The sequence below is a fragment of the Bacillus sp. iso_77 genome (genome assembly GCF_056173625.1).
In genome coordinates this window covers 2,118,252-2,134,513 of the sequence record NZ_CM149683.1, presented here as the reverse complement: position 1 = coordinate 2,134,513, position 16,262 = coordinate 2,118,252, and the positions used below count along the sequence as shown (strand labels likewise).

Here is a 16,262-nt window from a genome sequence, read left to right as displayed (position 1 = left end):
GCTTGAACTGTTCCGTTCATTCGAAGAGCATATGCCTCGTTTTCAAGGTTTTAAGCCTTGATGGGTTTTTTCAGAAAAACGAAGCGTGTTTTTCAATGATCATGTTTTCGTTTTGCGAAAATCAATTGAGATCGATGGCAATAATTTGATGTAAGGAAAGGTTTAGAACATCTTCGTCATTCACGATTTTCATTTGGCGTGTTTCATAATGAATGGCTTTCACCCAGCCCCAAAACTGTGCTTTCATGCCTGATGAGACATATGTCACGCAAATCGCTTGATCCTCGGTAATCGACTGTGTGATCAAAACATTCATTTCCTCTAGCTGATCGGAGCTGAGCGGTAGAGGTGTATATTCTTTTTTCTTTCGTTTTTGAGCAAGTAGTTGCTCCCGGTGCTCTGGTAGCATCATTCGGCTTGATTCCCACATGATGTTGTATCCAGGTGTTAATTTATTGGGATTCATGCTTGTTCGCCTCCGTTATTTGTAATGCCCGCCAATTTTTTCGGCGCGGTGATATGCCTGCCCTGCGCTTGTCAGTGACGAAGCATGCAATAATGCCGCAGGTCCATATTTCAGATGGATTTCATCAAATACTTTGCTGAGTTGATCTTTCTTCAAATGATGATCAAATAAAGTCAGCTGATAGTGGCTGTCAGGCTGCAGCTGTGAGAGGGTAATGCCTACACTGCGAATGGGCTGGCCATCCCAGTGCTGCTGGCATAGCTGAATCGCTGCCTCTGCAATATCTGAGCCATACTGTGTCGGTGAATGAAGCTTCATTTGTCGATGAAAGCCTGTTGGATGTGAAAAATCAGCCCCTCTTACACCAACAGACACCGTTTGACCGAGATAATGCTTAAAACGTGCCCGCCTAGCGACTTCCTCACTCAATTCAAGAAGAGCGACTTTGATATCCTCAAAAGATGCGTAATCACGGGGAAGGGTCATATGATGCCCAACGGCTTTTTGCTGATCATGTGTGTGAATAGTGACTGGGGAGGGATCGTGTCCTAAAGCTGTTCGCTGCAGAAGCTCCCCATTGATTCCCCAGCGTTTTTTTAATCGGTCTAACGGATAAGTAGCAAGTGTGCCAATAGTACTGATGCCCATTCGTTTCAAATGATGCTCCATTCGTTTGCCGACGCCAAATAATTTTCCAATTGGAAGCGGCCATAAATCAGCAGCAACCCGGTCGGCACTCAGTTCGTAGATGCCGGATGTGTTTTTTTTGGCAAAATGGTCACAGGCCATTTTAGCGAGCACTTTATTAGGGCCGATGCCCACACGTGCGTAAATGCCAGTCTGATTCATAATCGTTGTTTGTATATGTTGAGCGATCTCATGTGGAGAGCCGAATAGTGTAAGACTGCCTGTAATATCAAGAAACTGTTCATCAATGGAATATGGCTCGACAAGGTCTGTGTATTGTTCAAGCAGTTCTGTAATCATGACAGAGACATCGAGATAGCGCTGCATACGTGGACGTACAACCACTGCTTCAGGACATTTCTCCTGTGCTTCCCATAACCTTGATGCATTTTGTACGCCACGTTTCTTCGCGAGAGGGCAGGCTGCCAGGACGACTCCGCTTCTTCGTTCTGGATCTCCAGAGACAATGAGCGGCACATTCTCCAAATGAGGCGCCTCCACCTTCTCAACTGATGCATAAAATGACTGCATATCCACAAGCAGAATGGCTCGTTCATTCATTGTACTTCACCTCTAAGAACGTATGTTCTGCATCTATTGTAAACAACATGAGGTGAAATTCATACTGGTAAATCATTCAAAAGCTGTCCATACAAAAAAGACGAAGTGGTGAACACTTCGTCTCGTCTGCTGCAACGATTGTTAGGCATGTGCCATGTTGTGGAATGTTTGGAGCGGTTCAGAACGCAGACGATAAGCCATCAGCTTTTTCTTTGGCTTATGTGTAAACTGCCGAACCACATCCACATGGTCATCATAATGGAACAGATAAAGGGTGACATCATGTTTCCCATGCTTTGTTTGCATAGTAAGCGGCGCTGGCCCTTCATTCGGATGAAGAAAGCGTTCTTCATCACCAGGGTAAATATAATAGCGTTCAATAAAGATCGCATCATTAAAATGTTGAATGATTTCAGATGCTCGCTGCTCATCAAGCGAACGACCTTGAAAAGTAATATTTGTTTGCTCACTTGTTACTTTAGCATGTACGGCGTAGCGGCTAAAAAGGCGCTCAACAACACCAGAAGGCAAAGAGGTGACAAGCAGCTTTAAAAGACTAAATACAACAAGCGAAATAACAACCCAAACCAATCTCATCATCTCCAATAAACATTTGTACCATTTCCTATATGAACCATCTTAACATAACAAATGAATGAAACTTTCGCACAAAAAGTGAACTTTTTGAAATAAGTGTGAAGATTTAAAAGGAGATGACGGCTGAAAGACGAAGAACCAACAAATGAACATGAAAAAAGACAGGCATACTGTCTTTACAACCATTTGATCAGACAGTAGACTATTGAAACAATCGCATTTTTGAGAAAAAACGAATCAAAGGAAAGCCAAAATGGAAAAAGGGGCGAGGCCATCATGATACGTCAAGTGAAACCGTCAGATTTTTACGCAGTCACATCCGTCATTCAAAGCTGGTGGGGAGGCAGAGATTTGCGTGCAAAATTGCCAAAGCTCTTTTTTGAACATTTCCAGCAAACAAGTTTTGTTGTCGTTGAAAAGGGAGAGCTGATCGGCTTTTTGGTTGGTTTTTTATCGCAATCTCATTCGGATGAAGCCTATATTCACTTTGTTGGCGTCCACCCAGATCACCGTAAATTAAAGATAGGTAAAATCCTCTATCAAGCTTTTTATGAAGCGGCTGAAAAGGAAGGAAGAACAACAATTAAAGCTGTCACAGCTCCTATCAATAAAGTCTCCATTGCTTACCATACAAAACTCGGGTTTCAGATAGAAAAGGGAGATAAAACAGTAGATGGCATCTCAGTCTTTTCAGATTACGATGGCATTCATGAAGACCGTGTGTTATTTGTGAAGAAGCTGGAGGCAATGAAATGATTGTTTATTTAGATCACACAATAAGTGATGTAGCAAAGCAGATTTTACATATTCAACTAGCTGCATACCAACAAGAAGCTGAACAAATTGGCTATGCTGATCTTCCGCCATTAAAAGAGACCATTCAAGATGTCATGAAAGCAAAAGAGCAATTTATTGGTTTTCAGCAACATGATCTCTTATTAGGTGTAGTCTCTTATGAAGAGCTGAAAGATTGTTTGATCATTAGTCGATTGGCTGTGCATCCAAAAGCGCTAAAGCAGGGTATTGGAACAAGACTTATGTCCACAATCATAGAGAAGAATGTGCCGATAGAACTGACCACAGGGCAGGAAAACACCCCTGCAAAAAGGCTATATGAAAAATTAGGGTTTTTTGAAACAAATGTCATTCATGTGGAAAAAGAGCTCACCCTATCAAAAATGAAATGGACACCGCGACGCAAGGTTGAGGTTGTCGAATTCAAAAACGAATGGCATGAAGAATTCCGTCAAGAAAAGCAGCGACTCAAGCAAATCATTCAAAAGAGCTGGATAGAAGGATACCATATAGGCAGCACGTCAGTTACAGGACTTGTTGCCAAACCAATTATAGATATATTAATAGAAGTAAGCGATATAGAAGAGATTGATAGAAAAAAAGAGAGATTTGAACACCTTGGATACGAAGCGCTCGGTGAAAATGGTATAAAAGGGAGACGTTTTTTTCAAAAGGGTGGCTTGAATCGTACGCATCATGTCCATGTGTATGAAAGGAATCATCCTGATGTGAAAAGACATTTATTGTTTCGAAATTACTTAAGACTCCACCCAGAACGAGCTGAAGCGTATGCGTCTGTCAAGGAACAATTAGCAAAGCAGTATCCGGAAGATATACAAAGCTATATGGCGGGAAAGAATGAAATCATAAAAGAAATAGAAAATGAGGCATATCGCTGGGATAAAGAAGGAAGAGAGGAAGCTCTTAAATAAGCTGCCTCTTCATCTCGTTAATTAGGAAACTGAACATTGCCTTTTACAATATAGGCCTGTGAAGCAGCAGTAGATGGAAGAGCGGGTAATTGATCCTTTACTATGACCCCGCGAATATCTGTGATTCGAACAGGAAGAGATGTAGACCCCATATGAAAGCCAAGGAAATGGTTGTAGTCTGTCTTTTCCATGTTCACCCATTGTCCATCTTTGTAATATTCCATTTTCATAACCGGATATTTATGATTGCGCACTTGAATCGCAGCCCACCACTCACTGCTACCTTCTTTTATTCTGTAAGCTACATTTCCGCTAATCGGTGCTTTTATAATTTTCCAACTAATTGGGATTTTCCCATCTTCCATATTGCCAATTTTGGCAAAGGCATTAGGAGAAAGATCAAGAGCTCCTTTTGCTCCTTCTGGATATTTATCGGTTACATACACAACGGTCTTTCCTTTTGGCCCCGTTACTTCAAGGTAAGCCCCTGCAAGTGCCGCATTTACCCCTTTATAGTTATAGTCATGGGGATTTAAAGCTGTAATTTCCATGTCAGAGGGAATAGGATCTAATAAAGCGGCGCCCCCTGAGTAACCAGATCCCGTATAAGTCGCATAGCTTTCTCGTACTTCATCAAGGATAGATGCCGCTTTCATGTTGGGCATAGTGAAACTCAACATCAATATCAGCGCCCCGATAAAGCAGAGAGATAATCTTTTTTTCACGATCTAAAACCTCCTGTTTCTTCTTTTAAAATTGATAGCGTCATCAGTATAATTCTAAAAAACAGGATGCAGAAAGAGCCAATAGATAGATATAATCCTAGTGAGAAGAGCGTGTATTTCAAAGAGTATGACTTTCGGATTTAGTCGTGTGTCATGTTTTATGGTGTTTTATGTGTTACAATGTAAGCATCAATTTAAAAAGGATGTTCGCCATGTATATTCACATCACAGAACTGGCTAAAACGTATATAGAAAAACAGCAAACAGGAAACAGGAAACGGAACGAAGGAATTACTGCTTCGCTACGATTCAGAAGGTTGTGGCTGTGCAGTGAGTGGCGTACCGATGCTTTGGTTAACAAGTGAAAGAACAGGTGAATGGGAACCACTTAAAAATAGCCAACATTTAAAACTATATATACACACAGCACAAAAGGTGTTTTTTGACGAGGAAATGACGATTGATTTTAATGAAAAAGCCAATACACTTATGTTGAAAAGTCCTCAACAAATACTCAGCCCGAGAATGGGTATACTTGTAAAGTAAGGTGGAAACGTAGTGGATCAAAAGCTGAAAGTGATACAAAATACGGCACAAAATAAAACGTGGGTGTCGTTTTTAAATAATAATCATCCATATAGCCTTTTGCACTGGTCAATCGGTGGAATGGATTCAGTAAAAAAGGACGTCTGGCTTCTCCAAGATGAAGTCACATTTGAAACGGAAGAATTTCCAACGCTTGAATTAGCAGTCAGTTGGATAAAAGAGAATATGGAACACGTAACAGATGTGTTATAAGCCCTTTGCTGAAGAGGGCTTTTTTTGTGCCATCATCATCTCATCAAACAGGAGAACTGTCTAATTTGAAAAATGAGATTTTTCAACGATAAAAAGTCATTTTTAACAAACATTTAGACAAAATGAGAAAAATAGAAAGAGAAAAATAGAGACTGTAAATGCCGAAAAATCGGCAATGAAAGCGGTTATTGCGGGATACCGAAAACTTTACGAAAAACGACATTTCATATTTCTTCCATTCGAGGAAATATGATAGAATACAACATGTATCGTACATGAGGAGGGAGGTGCTAAGGTGAATTGAAGCTCAAGCTGTCATCGCCTCAGGTTGGAATCAAAATAAACGAATGGTATAGGCAGATTTGCGGATTTCATGTCATGAAAGCAGAGAAGCTAAAAGCCGAGATCGAGCAGGAAATCCTTGAGATGGAGCAAGATCAGAACTTGCTGCTTTTTTACCAGCTGATGGATTTTCGACATAAGGTCATGCTTGAATATTTTGAACCGGCAAAAAAAGCCTCGAATGATGAGGAGATTAAGAAGCTTCTAGAAACAATTGAACATTCGCAGAACAAATTAACAGATATGCTTGAATATTATGTTCATTTTTTTACAGGGATGTTTGAATTTGAACAGAGAAACTATTTGAGCGCCATTGCTTATTACCGTTCCGCAGAAAAAAAGCTCAATCTCATATCAGATGATATAGAAAGAGCAGAATTTTATTTTAAATTAGCAGAAATATACTACCACATGAAACAAACCCACTTTTCGATGCACTATGCTTTGCAAGCGTTAGATACGTACTCTGCCTACAGAACGTACACGCTGAGAATCATCCACTGTGAATTTGTCATAGGTGCAAACTATGATGATTTGAAATGCTATGAACATGCATTGCCCTACTTTAAAAATGCTCTAAAGCGAGCACGCTCAATTGGAAACCCTCGAGTCATAGGTTCGGCCCTTTTCAACTTAGGTAACTGCTATTACCAAATGAACGATCTTGCTACAGCAAGTCGCTATCTCAAAGACTCTCTTGAAGTGTTTGAAAAGGAGAATTTAACCCATCTGAATCGCTCTCTAGACCCACTATTTATGCTGACCCAAATCCTGTTTAAACAAAAACAAATAGAAGAGTCGTTAACCCTCTATCAACAAGGTATTATGAAAGCCTGTGAATTAGAAGATGAAATTTACATCTGCAAGTTTCAGTTTTTAAAAGCATTATACGTTGATGCAGAAATAAAAATCATAGACGATACATTAGATTTGTTGGAGGACAAGCGTTTATACCCAGATATTGAGGAACTGGCACTTGATGCGGCTCATTATTATAATGAGCTTGGATTATTTGAAGTTTCTACCCGGTATTACGAAAGGAAAATTCAAGCCATATCAAAAATTCAAAATGGAGGTCATTTATATGAAAATGAGTTTGATAGTTCTTTTATTGGCAGCAACTGCAGGGTTATCGGTCATGAGTCAGCAGCAATCGGAAGAGAGCCATATGGAGCTGGCGGGCAGACACCATACAACAGTGGTGACTATCGTATAAGTTAGCAAAAAGAGGAGACGAACGGCTGTTCATTCTCCTCTTTCATTTTGATTGAATTGAAATGCTTCCAGAAATGCTTCGACCTCTTGTTCATAGACTTCCTTATTGTCACTATAAGACATCGCATGCGCACCATGTTGCGCAATAAATAGCCGTTTATCACCTTTTTTGCGTGCGTATAACTGCTCGCTTTGCTCACAAGGGATATAGTCATCATGGAGGCTATGAATAAAAAGGATAGGTTCTTTCACCTGATCGATGACATCAAGTGGAGAAACTTGCCGAATGCTGTATCCGTCCCGCCATTTCAACACTTGATCACTTAGTGGAAGAATCCACTGTCCTGAAAGACGAAAATCTGTTTTTAATCGATACAGAAGCTGATCCTCAAAGGAAGCAAAAGGACAATCAGCGATGTAAAAATTGGCGTTTGCATCCGGTTTTGCAGCATATAATAAAGTTGTGACTGCGCCCATCGATTCTCCGTGTATCCCAATGATTGCTTTTTCCCCAAGCCTTTTTCTCAGCCACTTGACGACTTGAGCCAAATCTTCTTTTTCATAATATCCATAGCTCGTTGTTTTTCCGCCGCTCATCCCATGTCTTCTATGATCATAAAGCAGTACATTCCATCCAAGCTTTTGGAATAATTTCATATACTTCACGGAATTGATCAAACTGACTGTAACCCCGTGACAAAGAACGATGGTACGTGTTGTATGAGGGATCGGTACAAAATAGCCATGAAGATCATAACCAAATGCTGAAGGAATACAAACTTTCTCTTTTTGCAGCTGTTGAAACTCCTCGTGATGATAGTGCCCTTCATCTGATTCTCGTTTGATGAGCTCTTCATCCGTTAATTTTCGTATATACATCATTTTATTGGTAAAAAAAATGCCGATTGCAGCGAGTGGAAATAATACCAAGGCGAGTATAGCGAGCCATTTCTTCTTCAAGCTGATTCTTCCTTTCCGAAGGGTTTCTATGAAGATCATACCACATGTTGGGAGTTTGGCGTGACTCTTGCTGAGCAAATAAAACGGATGATACACTAAAGCAAAAGGAGAGAGGCAAAGTGAAAAAGACCAATCAAGATCAAGCAAAGCTAAAGGACGGCATAAAGGATGATGTGAAACAGCAGCTCCTTCAAATGAAGCAGAATCTGGCCGCCGAGACAGAAAAAAGAGAAGAACAAAAACGACAAGACCTCCTTCGGCAACAGAAAGAAAAAGAAAAAAATAAAAGCTTCTCAGAGCTGCTAGATGAAAGTCATTTAGACTGGAGAAAGTATAAAAGTTAAAAAAGGGAGCTATGGTGCTCCCTTTTTTATGTTATATCATTGAGATGAATACATACTACATGAGCTGAGAGAAAACACGTCTGACTCCCTCGTATCACTTCATTTCAAAATCGCACCAATAGGGTTGTACATTAAAACAAAACATAAGTGGCAAGCTGTTCTTCCATTTGTCTTCTATTGATTCAAACGATGCGTCTCATACACAGACTGTTTTGTGAAATATGACAAAGCTTTAACTTCTTGGTCGCTTAATGAACGTGCATTTGCCGCTGCCACATTTTCTTTTAACTGTTTCACCGAGCTTGCGCCAAAAACAACAGAGCTGACTGCAGAATGCTTGAGCAAGTATTGAATGGACAGCTCTGTCAGTGATAGGTCATAAGCGACTTTCTTTAACGAAGGAATGATTTGCTGGAGCTCTTCAAATGAATATTCAAGATACCCGTTCTTTTGAATCGCCGCACTTGCTTGCGAAAGGGGTTTTTCAGTTAATAATCCTTTTGCTAAAGGACCTCTTGCCACGACACTAATGCTTTGTTCTTCAAGAAGAGAGAACCATTCTTCTGGGCGACGATCGAGTAAACTATATTGCATCATCACGCTCACGATATTTGATTTTTTGGCGTATTCTTTAATGACATTCGGACGGATCGACGATATGCCGTAATAGCGAATGACACCTTCTTCAACCAATTCTTCAAATGCCTCGATGGTTTCGTCAATTGGATCGTCAATTGTGCCGCCATGCAATTGATATAAATCAATATAATCTGTTTGAAGTCGTTTCAGGCTTTGTTTCACTGCCTCTTTTATATATGCTTTTGAAGGATCCCAGTCCCAGCCAGGTTTGCCTTTTTCAAAGCGGTTGCCGCCTTTTGTGGCCAAAATCAGATCTTGGCGTCTGTTCTTAATGGCTTCCCCGACGATTTCCTCATTTGTTCCAAAATCATATAAATCAGCTGTATCCAAATAGTTAATCCCAAGATCAATGGCTTCATCTAATAAAGAGAGCGCTTTTTCTTTTTCAGTCCCAAGGGACATACATCCTAGTGCCGCCTCACTAACCAAGAGATCAGAGGTGCCAATTCGTCTTTTTTTCAATTCAATCACACTCCTATCCTTTCACATTAAGTGAAACAATTCTGGAATTCAAGCTAGGTGATTTCAAAAGGCGCATTGAAGCATGCATCCGCATTTTGGCTTCTTCTAAAACATCTATGTTAAAATGAATGAAGTAAAAAGTGAAAGTAGAACGAGGAGCTGACAAAATTGAAGGACTTTGAAGAAAAAACATTATCGTCAAAAACATTATATAACGGAAAAATCATTGACTTGGTTCTTGAAGATGTAGAATTGCCGAACGGAAAACCAGGCAAACGCGAAATCATTAAACATCCAGGTGCAGTAGCCGTCATTGCACGTACAGACGAAAATAAAATCATTTTGGTCAAGCAATACCGTAAAGCACTGGAGAGAGCCATCGTTGAGATTCCGGCTGGAAAACTAGAAAAAGGGGAAGAGCCGGCACATACAGCACTGAGAGAATTAGAAGAAGAAACAGGTTATACAACTCAGGCGCTCCAAAAGCTGACCGCCTTTTATACATCACCAGGGTTTGCGGATGAAATTGTTCATATCTACCTTGCCGATCAGCTGGTCCCGCTTGAAGAGAAACGAGAGCTGGATGAGGATGAATTTGTCGAAGTGATGGAAGTTTCATTAGAAGAAGCGCTGCACCTCATCGAAAAACAGCATATTTATGATGCAAAAACAGCCTATGCCATTCAATACTTACAATTGCAAGAGGTACTTAAGTCTATAAAATGAGGGAATTCTTTGCAGATATCCATATTCATATTGGTCGAACAAGAACAGGCAGGGCTGTCAAAATTACAGGTGCAAGGTCACTGACCATTGACCAAATTCTCATTGAAGCGTCTCAAAGTAAAGGTATGGGGATGATTGGTGTCATTGATGCACAATCTCCTGAAGTACTAGAAGAATTGATAGAAGGTGTAGAGGAAGGCACGTACACTGAACTAACCGATGGCGGTTTATCATTTGGAAAGACCGTTTTGCTTTTAGGCAGTGAGCTAGAAATCAATGATGACCAATCAAAAGGTCCGATTCATGTGCTTGCCTTTATGCCCACGCTTCGCAAAATGTCTGAGTTTTCCGCATGGCTTTCTCTTCATATGAAAAATGTGCATTTGAGTTCACAGCGGTTATATGTGGATGGAAGAACGCTTCAGCATAAGGTGAAGGAACTAGGGGGATTATTTATTCCTGCCCATATTTTTACGCCGCATAAAAGTTTATACGGCAAAGGGGTCAATACGTCTTTAACCGAAGTATTCGATCCAGAACTCATTGATGCTGTTGAGCTTGGCCTTAGCTGTGATACGTCTATGGCCTCCCAGCTAAGTGAGCTAAACCGCTATCCTTTTTTAACAAATTCAGATGCCCATTCTTTAGGGAAAATTGCGCGAGAATATACTAAGATCCGAATGGATCATGCCTCCTTTGCTGAATTCGAGCTAGCGCTTCAAGGAAAAGATGGCAGAAACATCACTGGAAATTATGGGCTCGCTCCGCGGCTCGGAAAGTATTATCATACGACTTGTGAGAAATGCGGAGTAAGACCTGAAAGTCAGGAGCAAGAACAGTGCCAAGCATGCGGCCATACCCGAATGACAAAAGGGGTGAGTGAGCGGTTAAAGGAGCTTGCTGACCAAGAAAGTGACAAAGGAATAAGGCCTCCTTATGTTCACCAGCTTCCCCTTCAATTTATTCCAGGTGTTGGAGCCAAAACGTTAGAAAAGTTAAAAGCTGTCTTTCATACAGAGATGAATATTCTTCATCAAGCAACAGAACAAGAATTAAAAGCGGTCCTGCCTGAGAAAACAGCCGATTACATCATCAAAGCAAGAAGAGGTGAAGTTGGACTGATCGCTGGCGGAGGCGGGGTCTACGGTAAGGTGGATATCAATCATGAATCAACTTAAATGGACATGTCACACATTTGAACAACTGTCTAAAGAGGACCTTTACCTAATTTTAATGGAAAGAGTGAATGTGTTTGTTGTAGAACAAACATGTCCTTATCCTGAAATTGATCATCGTGATCAAGAGGCGCTGCATGTAATCGCCAAAGAGAACGACACGATTGTGGCTTATTGCCGCATTTTCCAAAGCGGGATCATGTACAAAGAGGCATCCATTGGCCGTGTCCTTGTGACGAAGACCGGCCGAAAAAAAGGTTACGGGAAGATCCTGCTCGATCAGGCGATAAAAAAGCTCAGTGAATTAGGCGAAACAAAGATTAAAATCCAAGCACAGGCTTATTTGAAATCGTTCTACGAATCGTTTGGCTTCGAAGCTGTCTCAGATTGTTATGATGAGGATGGAATTCCGCATCTTGATATGGTGAGAATAGAAAGATAGGCGTGTCTACGTCTATCTCAGCGTGTAGACAAACCCTCGCATTCTTTGTCAGTCCTGCGCTCCGGTGCTCACGAATGTCAAATTCGCTCCGCGCCAGTGCTCGTTCTTCCTAGACTGCAAAGGTTTTCTATCACGCTGAAAGAAGACAAAAGGCTAAAATCAAGTACATTTTAGCCTTTTGTCAACAATTTGAGATAGACGTGTATACGTCTATCTTTTTTAGGTTCTTTCATGTATCATAACGACAACGAAAGGGGTTTTGCGAAATGGGAAAAAGCAAAGCAAAGCAAAGAAAAAGAGAGAACACCTTCAAAGGCAGCACAGTCGAAATCCAGAACAATCGAGAGGAAATATACCGCATTTTAGTACACACGAAAGAAAGACAAAAACAAAACAAGAAGCCTTGCAGCATATGATGAAAAAACATAAAGGTAGGAATGCTTATGATCGCTATGAACAGGATCATAAGCATTTTTATTTTGCTTTTTTGTGACAAGTAGATCAAATAATTGGAAAAATTTTAAAAAATAGGACAAACGGTCGTTTCTTTTTGTCTAAAAATGTAGTTAAATGACAAAAAGAAATGAAAGGGAGAGTGGGTATCGTGAAGGTCAAATCATTTGGAGCAGGGCTTTGTATGGCAAGTATGCTGCTGGCATCGATGACATTCGGCGCATCAGATGTATCTGCAAAGGATCAAGCAAAAAAAGAGTATATGATCGGTTTTTCTTCTTCCGTTCAAGACAAAACACAAAAACAGCTTGTTGAAAAAGCTGGCGGTCATGTGAAAGAATCAATAGATAAAATAGATATGATGAAAGTTTCGTTGAACGAAGCATCAAAAGAAAAACTACATCAAGCAAAAGAAGTTACTTTTATTGAGGAAGACCAAAAAGCAAAAACAAGCGGTCAAAGCGTCCCTTATGGTATCAAAAGCATTAAAGCACAAAAGGTACATAAACGAGGATATGCCGGACAGAATGTCAAAGTAGCTGTTCTTGACAGTGGAATCGACGGCAAGCATGAAGATTTACATGTAACTGGTGGTGTCAGCTTTGTTCCAACAGAGTCCGATCCGCTCGTTGACCCGCATGAACATGGAACCCACGTTGCAGGTACGATCGCAGCTTTAGATAATAAGGTAGGCGTCGTTGGTGTGGCACCAAAAGCTTCGATCTATGCGGTGAAAGTGGCAGATGAAAATGGTGACGGCTACTATAGCTGGATCATTAAAGGCATTGAATGGGCGATTGAGAATGAGATGGATGTCATCAATATTAGTATGGGGGGAGCAAGTGAATCGGAGGCGCTGAAAGAAGCGGTCGATCGAGCATATGACAACGGGATTCTCATTGTCGCATCTGCAGGAAATGCTGGGAGCTACGGGTCACTTAATACGATAGATTACCCGGCCAAATACAGCTCTGTCATGGCAGTCGCATCTGTGGATCAACGAAAGCAAAGAGCCTTTGATTCCTCTGTTGGGGAAGAGGTGGAAGTATCAGCACCAGGTGTTTCAACATTAAGTACCATTCCTCATAACGAATATGGATATAAGAGTGGAACGTCTATGGCATCACCTCATGTAGCTGGTGCTGCGGCAGTCATTCTATCAAAACATCCGAATCTCACAAATGATGAATTGCGTGAAAGGCTGACAAAAACGGCCACAAAACTTGGCGAACCTTTTTATTATGGAGCTGGGCTTGTGAACGTACAAAAAGCTGCACGATAAAGGAAACGAGAAAGCAGTGTACAGTTGCTTTCTCGTTTTTCTTTTCATAAAACTGTCATGTTTCGTCTGCTCTCTCATAGAATCTAGTAACCTTTACTATTTGGGAGGAAGGCGCATGCGGAAAAAGTCTTGGAAAGAACATCTTCTTCAGCACGTGAAAGATCATTTATCAATTTATTTGTTTGTTTCTGTACTATTTTTAATGGGCGTCATTTTTGGAGCCATTATCGTCAATAGTATGACAATGAGTCAGAAAGAGGATTTATTCTACTATTTAAATCAATTTTTTGGTCAACTGACGAATGAGAAAGCAGCAGAATCAAAAGAAATGTTTTTGCAAAGCTTTTTGCATCATATGAAATATTTGGGTCTCATGTGGATACTCGGAATTTCCATCATTGGCCTGCCGCTTATTTTTCTGATGATCTTTCTAAAAGGGATTGTAGTTGGGTTTACTGTCGGTTTTTTGGTCAATCAAATGGGGCTTAGCGGTTTTTTTCTATCTTTTGTCTCGGTGCTTCCTCAAAATATCTTGCTCATTCCTGCGTATTTAGTGATCGGAACTTGTGCGATTGCGTTCTCCATTCGTTTAATTGGTCAGCTTTTTATGAAAAAAACCATCAGTCAAGCGCCAATCCATTGGTTTGGCCGGTATGCTTCTGTTCTACTGATGATTTTAACCCTCGCTGCTCTTTCGTCCTTTTTTGAATCATACTTATCATTCATGCTGATGAAAAAGCTGGCAGGTGTTCTGTTTTGATGATTTTATAATCGTTATTAAATAATAATCAATTTATTTATCAATTTAAAATGATTATAGTTGGCTCTCTGCACATCATTTGATATAATGATCAAGTAATGTGGCGTAGGAGGGAAAGTCAATGGAAAATCGGATTGATCGAATTAAGAAACAGCTTCATTCTTCCAGCTATAAGCTCACGCCACAGCGTGAAGCAACAGTAAGAGTACTGCTTGAGAATGAAGAAGACCATTTAAGTGCAGAAGATGTATACCTCCTCGTAAAAGAGAAGTCTCCTGAAATTGGTCTTGCTACTGTTTATCGGACGTTAGAATTGCTTACTGAACTGAAAGTTGTTGATAAAATTAACTTTGGAGACGGCGTTTCGCGATATGATCTTCGCAAAGAAGGAGCCGCTCACTTCCATCACCATCTTGTCTGTATGGAATGCGGAACAGTCGATGAGATAGAAGATGATTTATTAGAAGATGTTGAAGAGATTATTGAACGCGACTGGAAATTTAAAATTAAGGATCATAGATTGACATTCCATGGTATTTGCCACCGGTGTCATGATGATGAATCCGGCAAATAATCCGAATTGGAACCTTTTCATTTAAAATGAAAAGGTTTTTTGCATGTTCGCTGTATATTCCTTGTCCCACCTGGCATATGCTGAAGTAATGAGAACACGAGAAAGGACATGAAGAACATGCGAAAATGGCTCAAAACAACAGGTGAAGTAATGAAAGTATTTATCTTGTTCACTGGTTTTACCGTCCTGTTCTATTATGCTATGATATGGATAAATTCAGAATATGAAAGCTATCATCGTTATGATAAACCAGAAGGTGCAGCGATAAAAGTGATGGAAATGGATCAGCCGAAACAAGACAGGTGGCAGGATCGATTGATTTATTTTTATCAAAACGGGGAGTAGAAACCATTGAAGGATCAATTATCCGACTTTATTCATTTTATGACAGTAGAGAGAGGACTCTCTGAAAATACCATTGTCTCTTATAAAAGAGATTTACAGAACTATTTGTCTTTTTTAATGACGCATGAACAATTGACAGATGTAAAAGACGTCACACGCCTTCATATTATTCATTATTTAAAACAGTTAAAAGACGAGGGGAAATCGAGTAAAACGTCTGTCCGTCATCTATCATCGATACGCTCCTTTCATCAATTTTTGCTCCGTGAAAAAGTGACAACAGATGACCCGTCATGGAACATTGAATCACAAAAAACAGAGCGGAAATTACCGAAAGTTCTATCATTAGATGAGGTAGAAAAGCTGCTCGATACACCTAAGCAGCAAACACCATTTGACTACCGTGACAAAGCCATGCTCGAACTTTTATATGCAACAGGTATTCGCGTAAGTGAAATGCTTGATCTGACTCTTGCAGATGTGCATCTGACCATGGGGTTTATCCGCTGTTTTGGAAAAGGAAGAAAAGAGCGAATCGTGCCTATTGGTGAAGCTGCTGCAAGTGCGATTGAAGCGTATATAGAAAAAGGCAGAAACAAGCTGCTCAAAAAACAGCCGGCCGATGCCTTGTTTCTGAATCATCACGGAAAAAAAATGTCGCGGCAGGGCTTTTGGAAGAACTTAAAGAAACGAGCCATAGAAGCAGGTATTCAAAAAGAATTGACGCCTCATACGCTCAGACATTCATTTGCGACACATTTGCTTGAAAACGGTGCGGATCTTAGAGCCGTACAGGAAATGCTCGGACATGCCGATATTTCTACTACACAAATTTACACACATGTCACAAAAACAAGATTAAAAGACGTGTATCACAAATTCCATCCAAGGGCATAAGTAAAGCATGGCACGGTGAACGTGTATCATGCTTTTTTATGTTTGGACCGTTTATGGTTGTCAATTGACTTGAAAACGGTTTATA

Annotated in this window: 19 protein-coding genes and 1 pseudogene; 14 read left to right on the top strand and 6 right to left on the bottom strand. The window is 40.4% G+C overall.

What is annotated here, in order from left to right; genetic code table 11:
- Positions 1 to 121: 121 nt before the first annotated feature.
- The 3 genes from AC0VYC_RS10865 to AC0VYC_RS10855 form a co-directional block, all read right to left on the bottom strand.
- A complete protein-coding gene (locus AC0VYC_RS10865; RefSeq protein WP_017367544.1) occupies positions 122 to 466 on the bottom strand; it encodes a YolD-like family protein in 345 nt (114 codons plus the stop codon).
- 15 nt (positions 467 to 481) lie between these two features.
- Positions 482 to 1,714, bottom strand: a complete 1,233-nt coding sequence (locus AC0VYC_RS10860) for a DNA polymerase IV (RefSeq protein ID WP_475388442.1) — start codon at positions 1,712 to 1,714, stop codon at positions 482 to 484.
- A gap of 141 nt (positions 1,715 to 1,855) precedes the next feature.
- Positions 1,856 to 2,305 (bottom strand): YfmQ family protein, encoded by a 450-nt coding sequence (locus tag AC0VYC_RS10855; protein WP_024718948.1) that lies wholly within the window; start codon positions 2,303 to 2,305, stop codon positions 1,856 to 1,858.
- Positions 2,306 to 2,587: 282 nt separating this feature from the next.
- Here AC0VYC_RS10855 and AC0VYC_RS10850 point away from each other — a divergent pair, with 282 nt between their 5' ends.
- Positions 2,588 to 3,067 (top strand): GNAT family N-acetyltransferase, encoded by a 480-nt coding sequence (locus AC0VYC_RS10850; protein WP_007501073.1) that lies wholly within the window; start codon positions 2,588 to 2,590, stop codon positions 3,065 to 3,067.
- Positions 3,064 to 4,038 carry a GNAT family N-acetyltransferase gene (locus AC0VYC_RS10845; protein ID WP_135009214.1) on the top strand — a complete coding sequence of 325 codons (975 nt, stop codon included), beginning with the start codon at positions 3,064 to 3,066 and terminating at the stop codon, positions 4,036 to 4,038. The genes AC0VYC_RS10850 and AC0VYC_RS10845 overlap by 4 nt, the downstream gene beginning before the upstream one ends.
- Positions 4,039 to 4,055: 17 nt before the next feature.
- On the opposite strand, the gene exlX is transcribed toward AC0VYC_RS10845, so the two are convergent.
- A complete protein-coding gene (gene exlX / locus AC0VYC_RS10840; RefSeq protein WP_235701804.1) occupies positions 4,056 to 4,718 on the bottom strand; it encodes an expansin ExlX in 663 nt (220 codons plus the stop codon).
- A 257-nt stretch (positions 4,719 to 4,975) separates the two neighbouring features.
- Between exlX and AC0VYC_RS10835 the strand changes: the two are divergent.
- The 3 genes and pseudogenes from AC0VYC_RS10835 (at position 4,976) to AC0VYC_RS10825 (ending at position 7,124) form a co-directional block, all read left to right on the top strand.
- Positions 4,976 to 5,309: pseudogene (locus AC0VYC_RS10835) on the top strand (iron-sulfur cluster biosynthesis family protein).
- Between the two features lie 12 nt (positions 5,310 to 5,321).
- Positions 5,322 to 5,561, top strand: coding sequence for a YqkC family protein (locus AC0VYC_RS10830; RefSeq protein WP_008343836.1), 240 nt, complete (start codon positions 5,322 to 5,324; stop codon positions 5,559 to 5,561).
- A gap of 300 nt (positions 5,562 to 5,861) precedes the next feature.
- Positions 5,862 to 7,124 (top strand): response regulator aspartate phosphatase, encoded by a 1,263-nt coding sequence (locus tag AC0VYC_RS10825; RefSeq protein ID WP_025207573.1) that lies wholly within the window; start codon positions 5,862 to 5,864, stop codon positions 7,122 to 7,124.
- A 24-nt stretch (positions 7,125 to 7,148) separates the two neighbouring features.
- On the opposite strand, the gene AC0VYC_RS10820 is transcribed toward AC0VYC_RS10825, so the two are convergent.
- Complete coding sequence (locus AC0VYC_RS10820) at positions 7,149 to 8,078, bottom strand: alpha/beta hydrolase (protein WP_268431868.1); 930 nt, start codon at positions 8,076 to 8,078, stop codon at positions 7,149 to 7,151.
- A 119-nt stretch (positions 8,079 to 8,197) separates the two neighbouring features.
- On the opposite strand from AC0VYC_RS10820, the gene AC0VYC_RS10815 reads away from it, so the two are divergent.
- Complete coding sequence (locus AC0VYC_RS10815) at positions 8,198 to 8,422, top strand: YqkE family protein (RefSeq protein WP_008343840.1); 225 nt, start codon at positions 8,198 to 8,200, stop codon at positions 8,420 to 8,422.
- A gap of 174 nt (positions 8,423 to 8,596) precedes the next feature.
- Here the strand turns inward: AC0VYC_RS10815 and AC0VYC_RS10810 are convergent, their stop codons facing one another.
- Positions 8,597 to 9,523 (bottom strand): aldo/keto reductase, encoded by a 927-nt coding sequence (locus AC0VYC_RS10810; RefSeq protein ID WP_008343842.1) that lies wholly within the window; start codon positions 9,521 to 9,523, stop codon positions 8,597 to 8,599.
- Between the two features lie 168 nt (positions 9,524 to 9,691).
- Between AC0VYC_RS10810 and AC0VYC_RS10805 the strand changes: the two genes are divergently transcribed.
- The 8 genes from AC0VYC_RS10805 to xerD all read left to right on the top strand — a co-directional run bounded on the left by AC0VYC_RS10805 (position 9,692) and on the right by xerD (position 16,177).
- Positions 9,692 to 10,249 carry an NUDIX hydrolase gene (locus AC0VYC_RS10805; RefSeq protein ID WP_217967017.1) on the top strand — a complete coding sequence of 186 codons (558 nt, stop codon included), beginning with the start codon at positions 9,692 to 9,694 and terminating at the stop codon, positions 10,247 to 10,249.
- Positions 10,246 to 11,427, top strand: a complete 1,182-nt coding sequence (locus tag AC0VYC_RS10800; RefSeq protein WP_343489418.1) for a TIGR00375 family protein — start codon at positions 10,246 to 10,248, stop codon at positions 11,425 to 11,427. Before AC0VYC_RS10805 ends, AC0VYC_RS10800 begins: the two co-directional genes overlap by 4 nt.
- The gene (locus AC0VYC_RS10795) at positions 11,414 to 11,866 is read left to right on the top strand and encodes a GNAT family N-acetyltransferase (RefSeq protein WP_343489419.1); all 453 of its coding nucleotides are present in this window, start codon (positions 11,414 to 11,416) and stop codon (positions 11,864 to 11,866) included. Before AC0VYC_RS10800 ends, AC0VYC_RS10795 begins: the two co-directional genes overlap by 14 nt.
- Before the next feature lie 604 nt (positions 11,867 to 12,470).
- A complete protein-coding gene (locus AC0VYC_RS10790; RefSeq protein WP_024718936.1) occupies positions 12,471 to 13,601 on the top strand; it encodes a S8 family peptidase in 1,131 nt (376 codons plus the stop codon).
- A gap of 115 nt (positions 13,602 to 13,716) precedes the next feature.
- Positions 13,717 to 14,361 carry a stage II sporulation protein M gene (spoIIM, locus tag AC0VYC_RS10785; RefSeq protein WP_017367532.1) on the top strand — a complete coding sequence of 215 codons (645 nt, stop codon included), beginning with the start codon at positions 13,717 to 13,719 and terminating at the stop codon, positions 14,359 to 14,361.
- 121 nt (positions 14,362 to 14,482) lie between these two features.
- Positions 14,483 to 14,935 (top strand): ferric iron uptake transcriptional regulator, encoded by a 453-nt coding sequence (gene fur, locus AC0VYC_RS10780; protein WP_003215577.1) that lies wholly within the window; start codon positions 14,483 to 14,485, stop codon positions 14,933 to 14,935.
- Positions 14,936 to 15,052: 117 nt separating this feature from the next.
- Entirely contained in the window at positions 15,053 to 15,280 is a 228-nt protein-coding gene (locus AC0VYC_RS10775; RefSeq protein ID WP_024718934.1) for a YqzK family protein, read from the top strand.
- A 6-nt stretch (positions 15,281 to 15,286) separates the two neighbouring features.
- Positions 15,287 to 16,177, top strand: a complete 891-nt coding sequence (gene xerD / locus AC0VYC_RS10770; protein ID WP_268431870.1) for a site-specific tyrosine recombinase XerD — start codon at positions 15,287 to 15,289, stop codon at positions 16,175 to 16,177.
- Positions 16,178 to 16,262: the final 85 nt, after the last annotated feature.

Coding starts and splice junctions, on each gene's coding strand:
- AC0VYC_RS10865 (WP_017367544.1), bottom strand. CDS start 466: ATGAATCCCAATAAATTAACACCTGGATACAACATCATGTGGGAATCA.
- AC0VYC_RS10860 (WP_475388442.1), bottom strand. CDS start 1,714: ATGAATGAACGAGCCATTCTGCTTGTGGATATGCAGTCATTTTATGCA.
- AC0VYC_RS10850 (WP_007501073.1), top strand. CDS start 2,588: ATGATACGTCAAGTGAAACCGTCAGATTTTTACGCAGTCACATCCGTC.
- AC0VYC_RS10845 (WP_135009214.1), top strand. CDS start 3,064: ATGATTGTTTATTTAGATCACACAATAAGTGATGTAGCAAAGCAGATT.
- exlX (WP_235701804.1), bottom strand. CDS start 4,718: ATGTTGAGTTTCACTATGCCCAACATGAAAGCGGCATCTATCCTTGAT.
- AC0VYC_RS10800 (WP_343489418.1), top strand. CDS start 10,246: ATGAGGGAATTCTTTGCAGATATCCATATTCATATTGGTCGAACAAGA.
- AC0VYC_RS10795 (WP_343489419.1), top strand. CDS start 11,414: ATGAATCAACTTAAATGGACATGTCACACATTTGAACAACTGTCTAAA.
- spoIIM (WP_017367532.1), top strand. CDS start 13,717: ATGCGGAAAAAGTCTTGGAAAGAACATCTTCTTCAGCACGTGAAAGAT.
- fur (WP_003215577.1), top strand. CDS start 14,483: ATGGAAAATCGGATTGATCGAATTAAGAAACAGCTTCATTCTTCCAGC.
- AC0VYC_RS10775 (WP_024718934.1), top strand. CDS start 15,053: ATGCGAAAATGGCTCAAAACAACAGGTGAAGTAATGAAAGTATTTATC.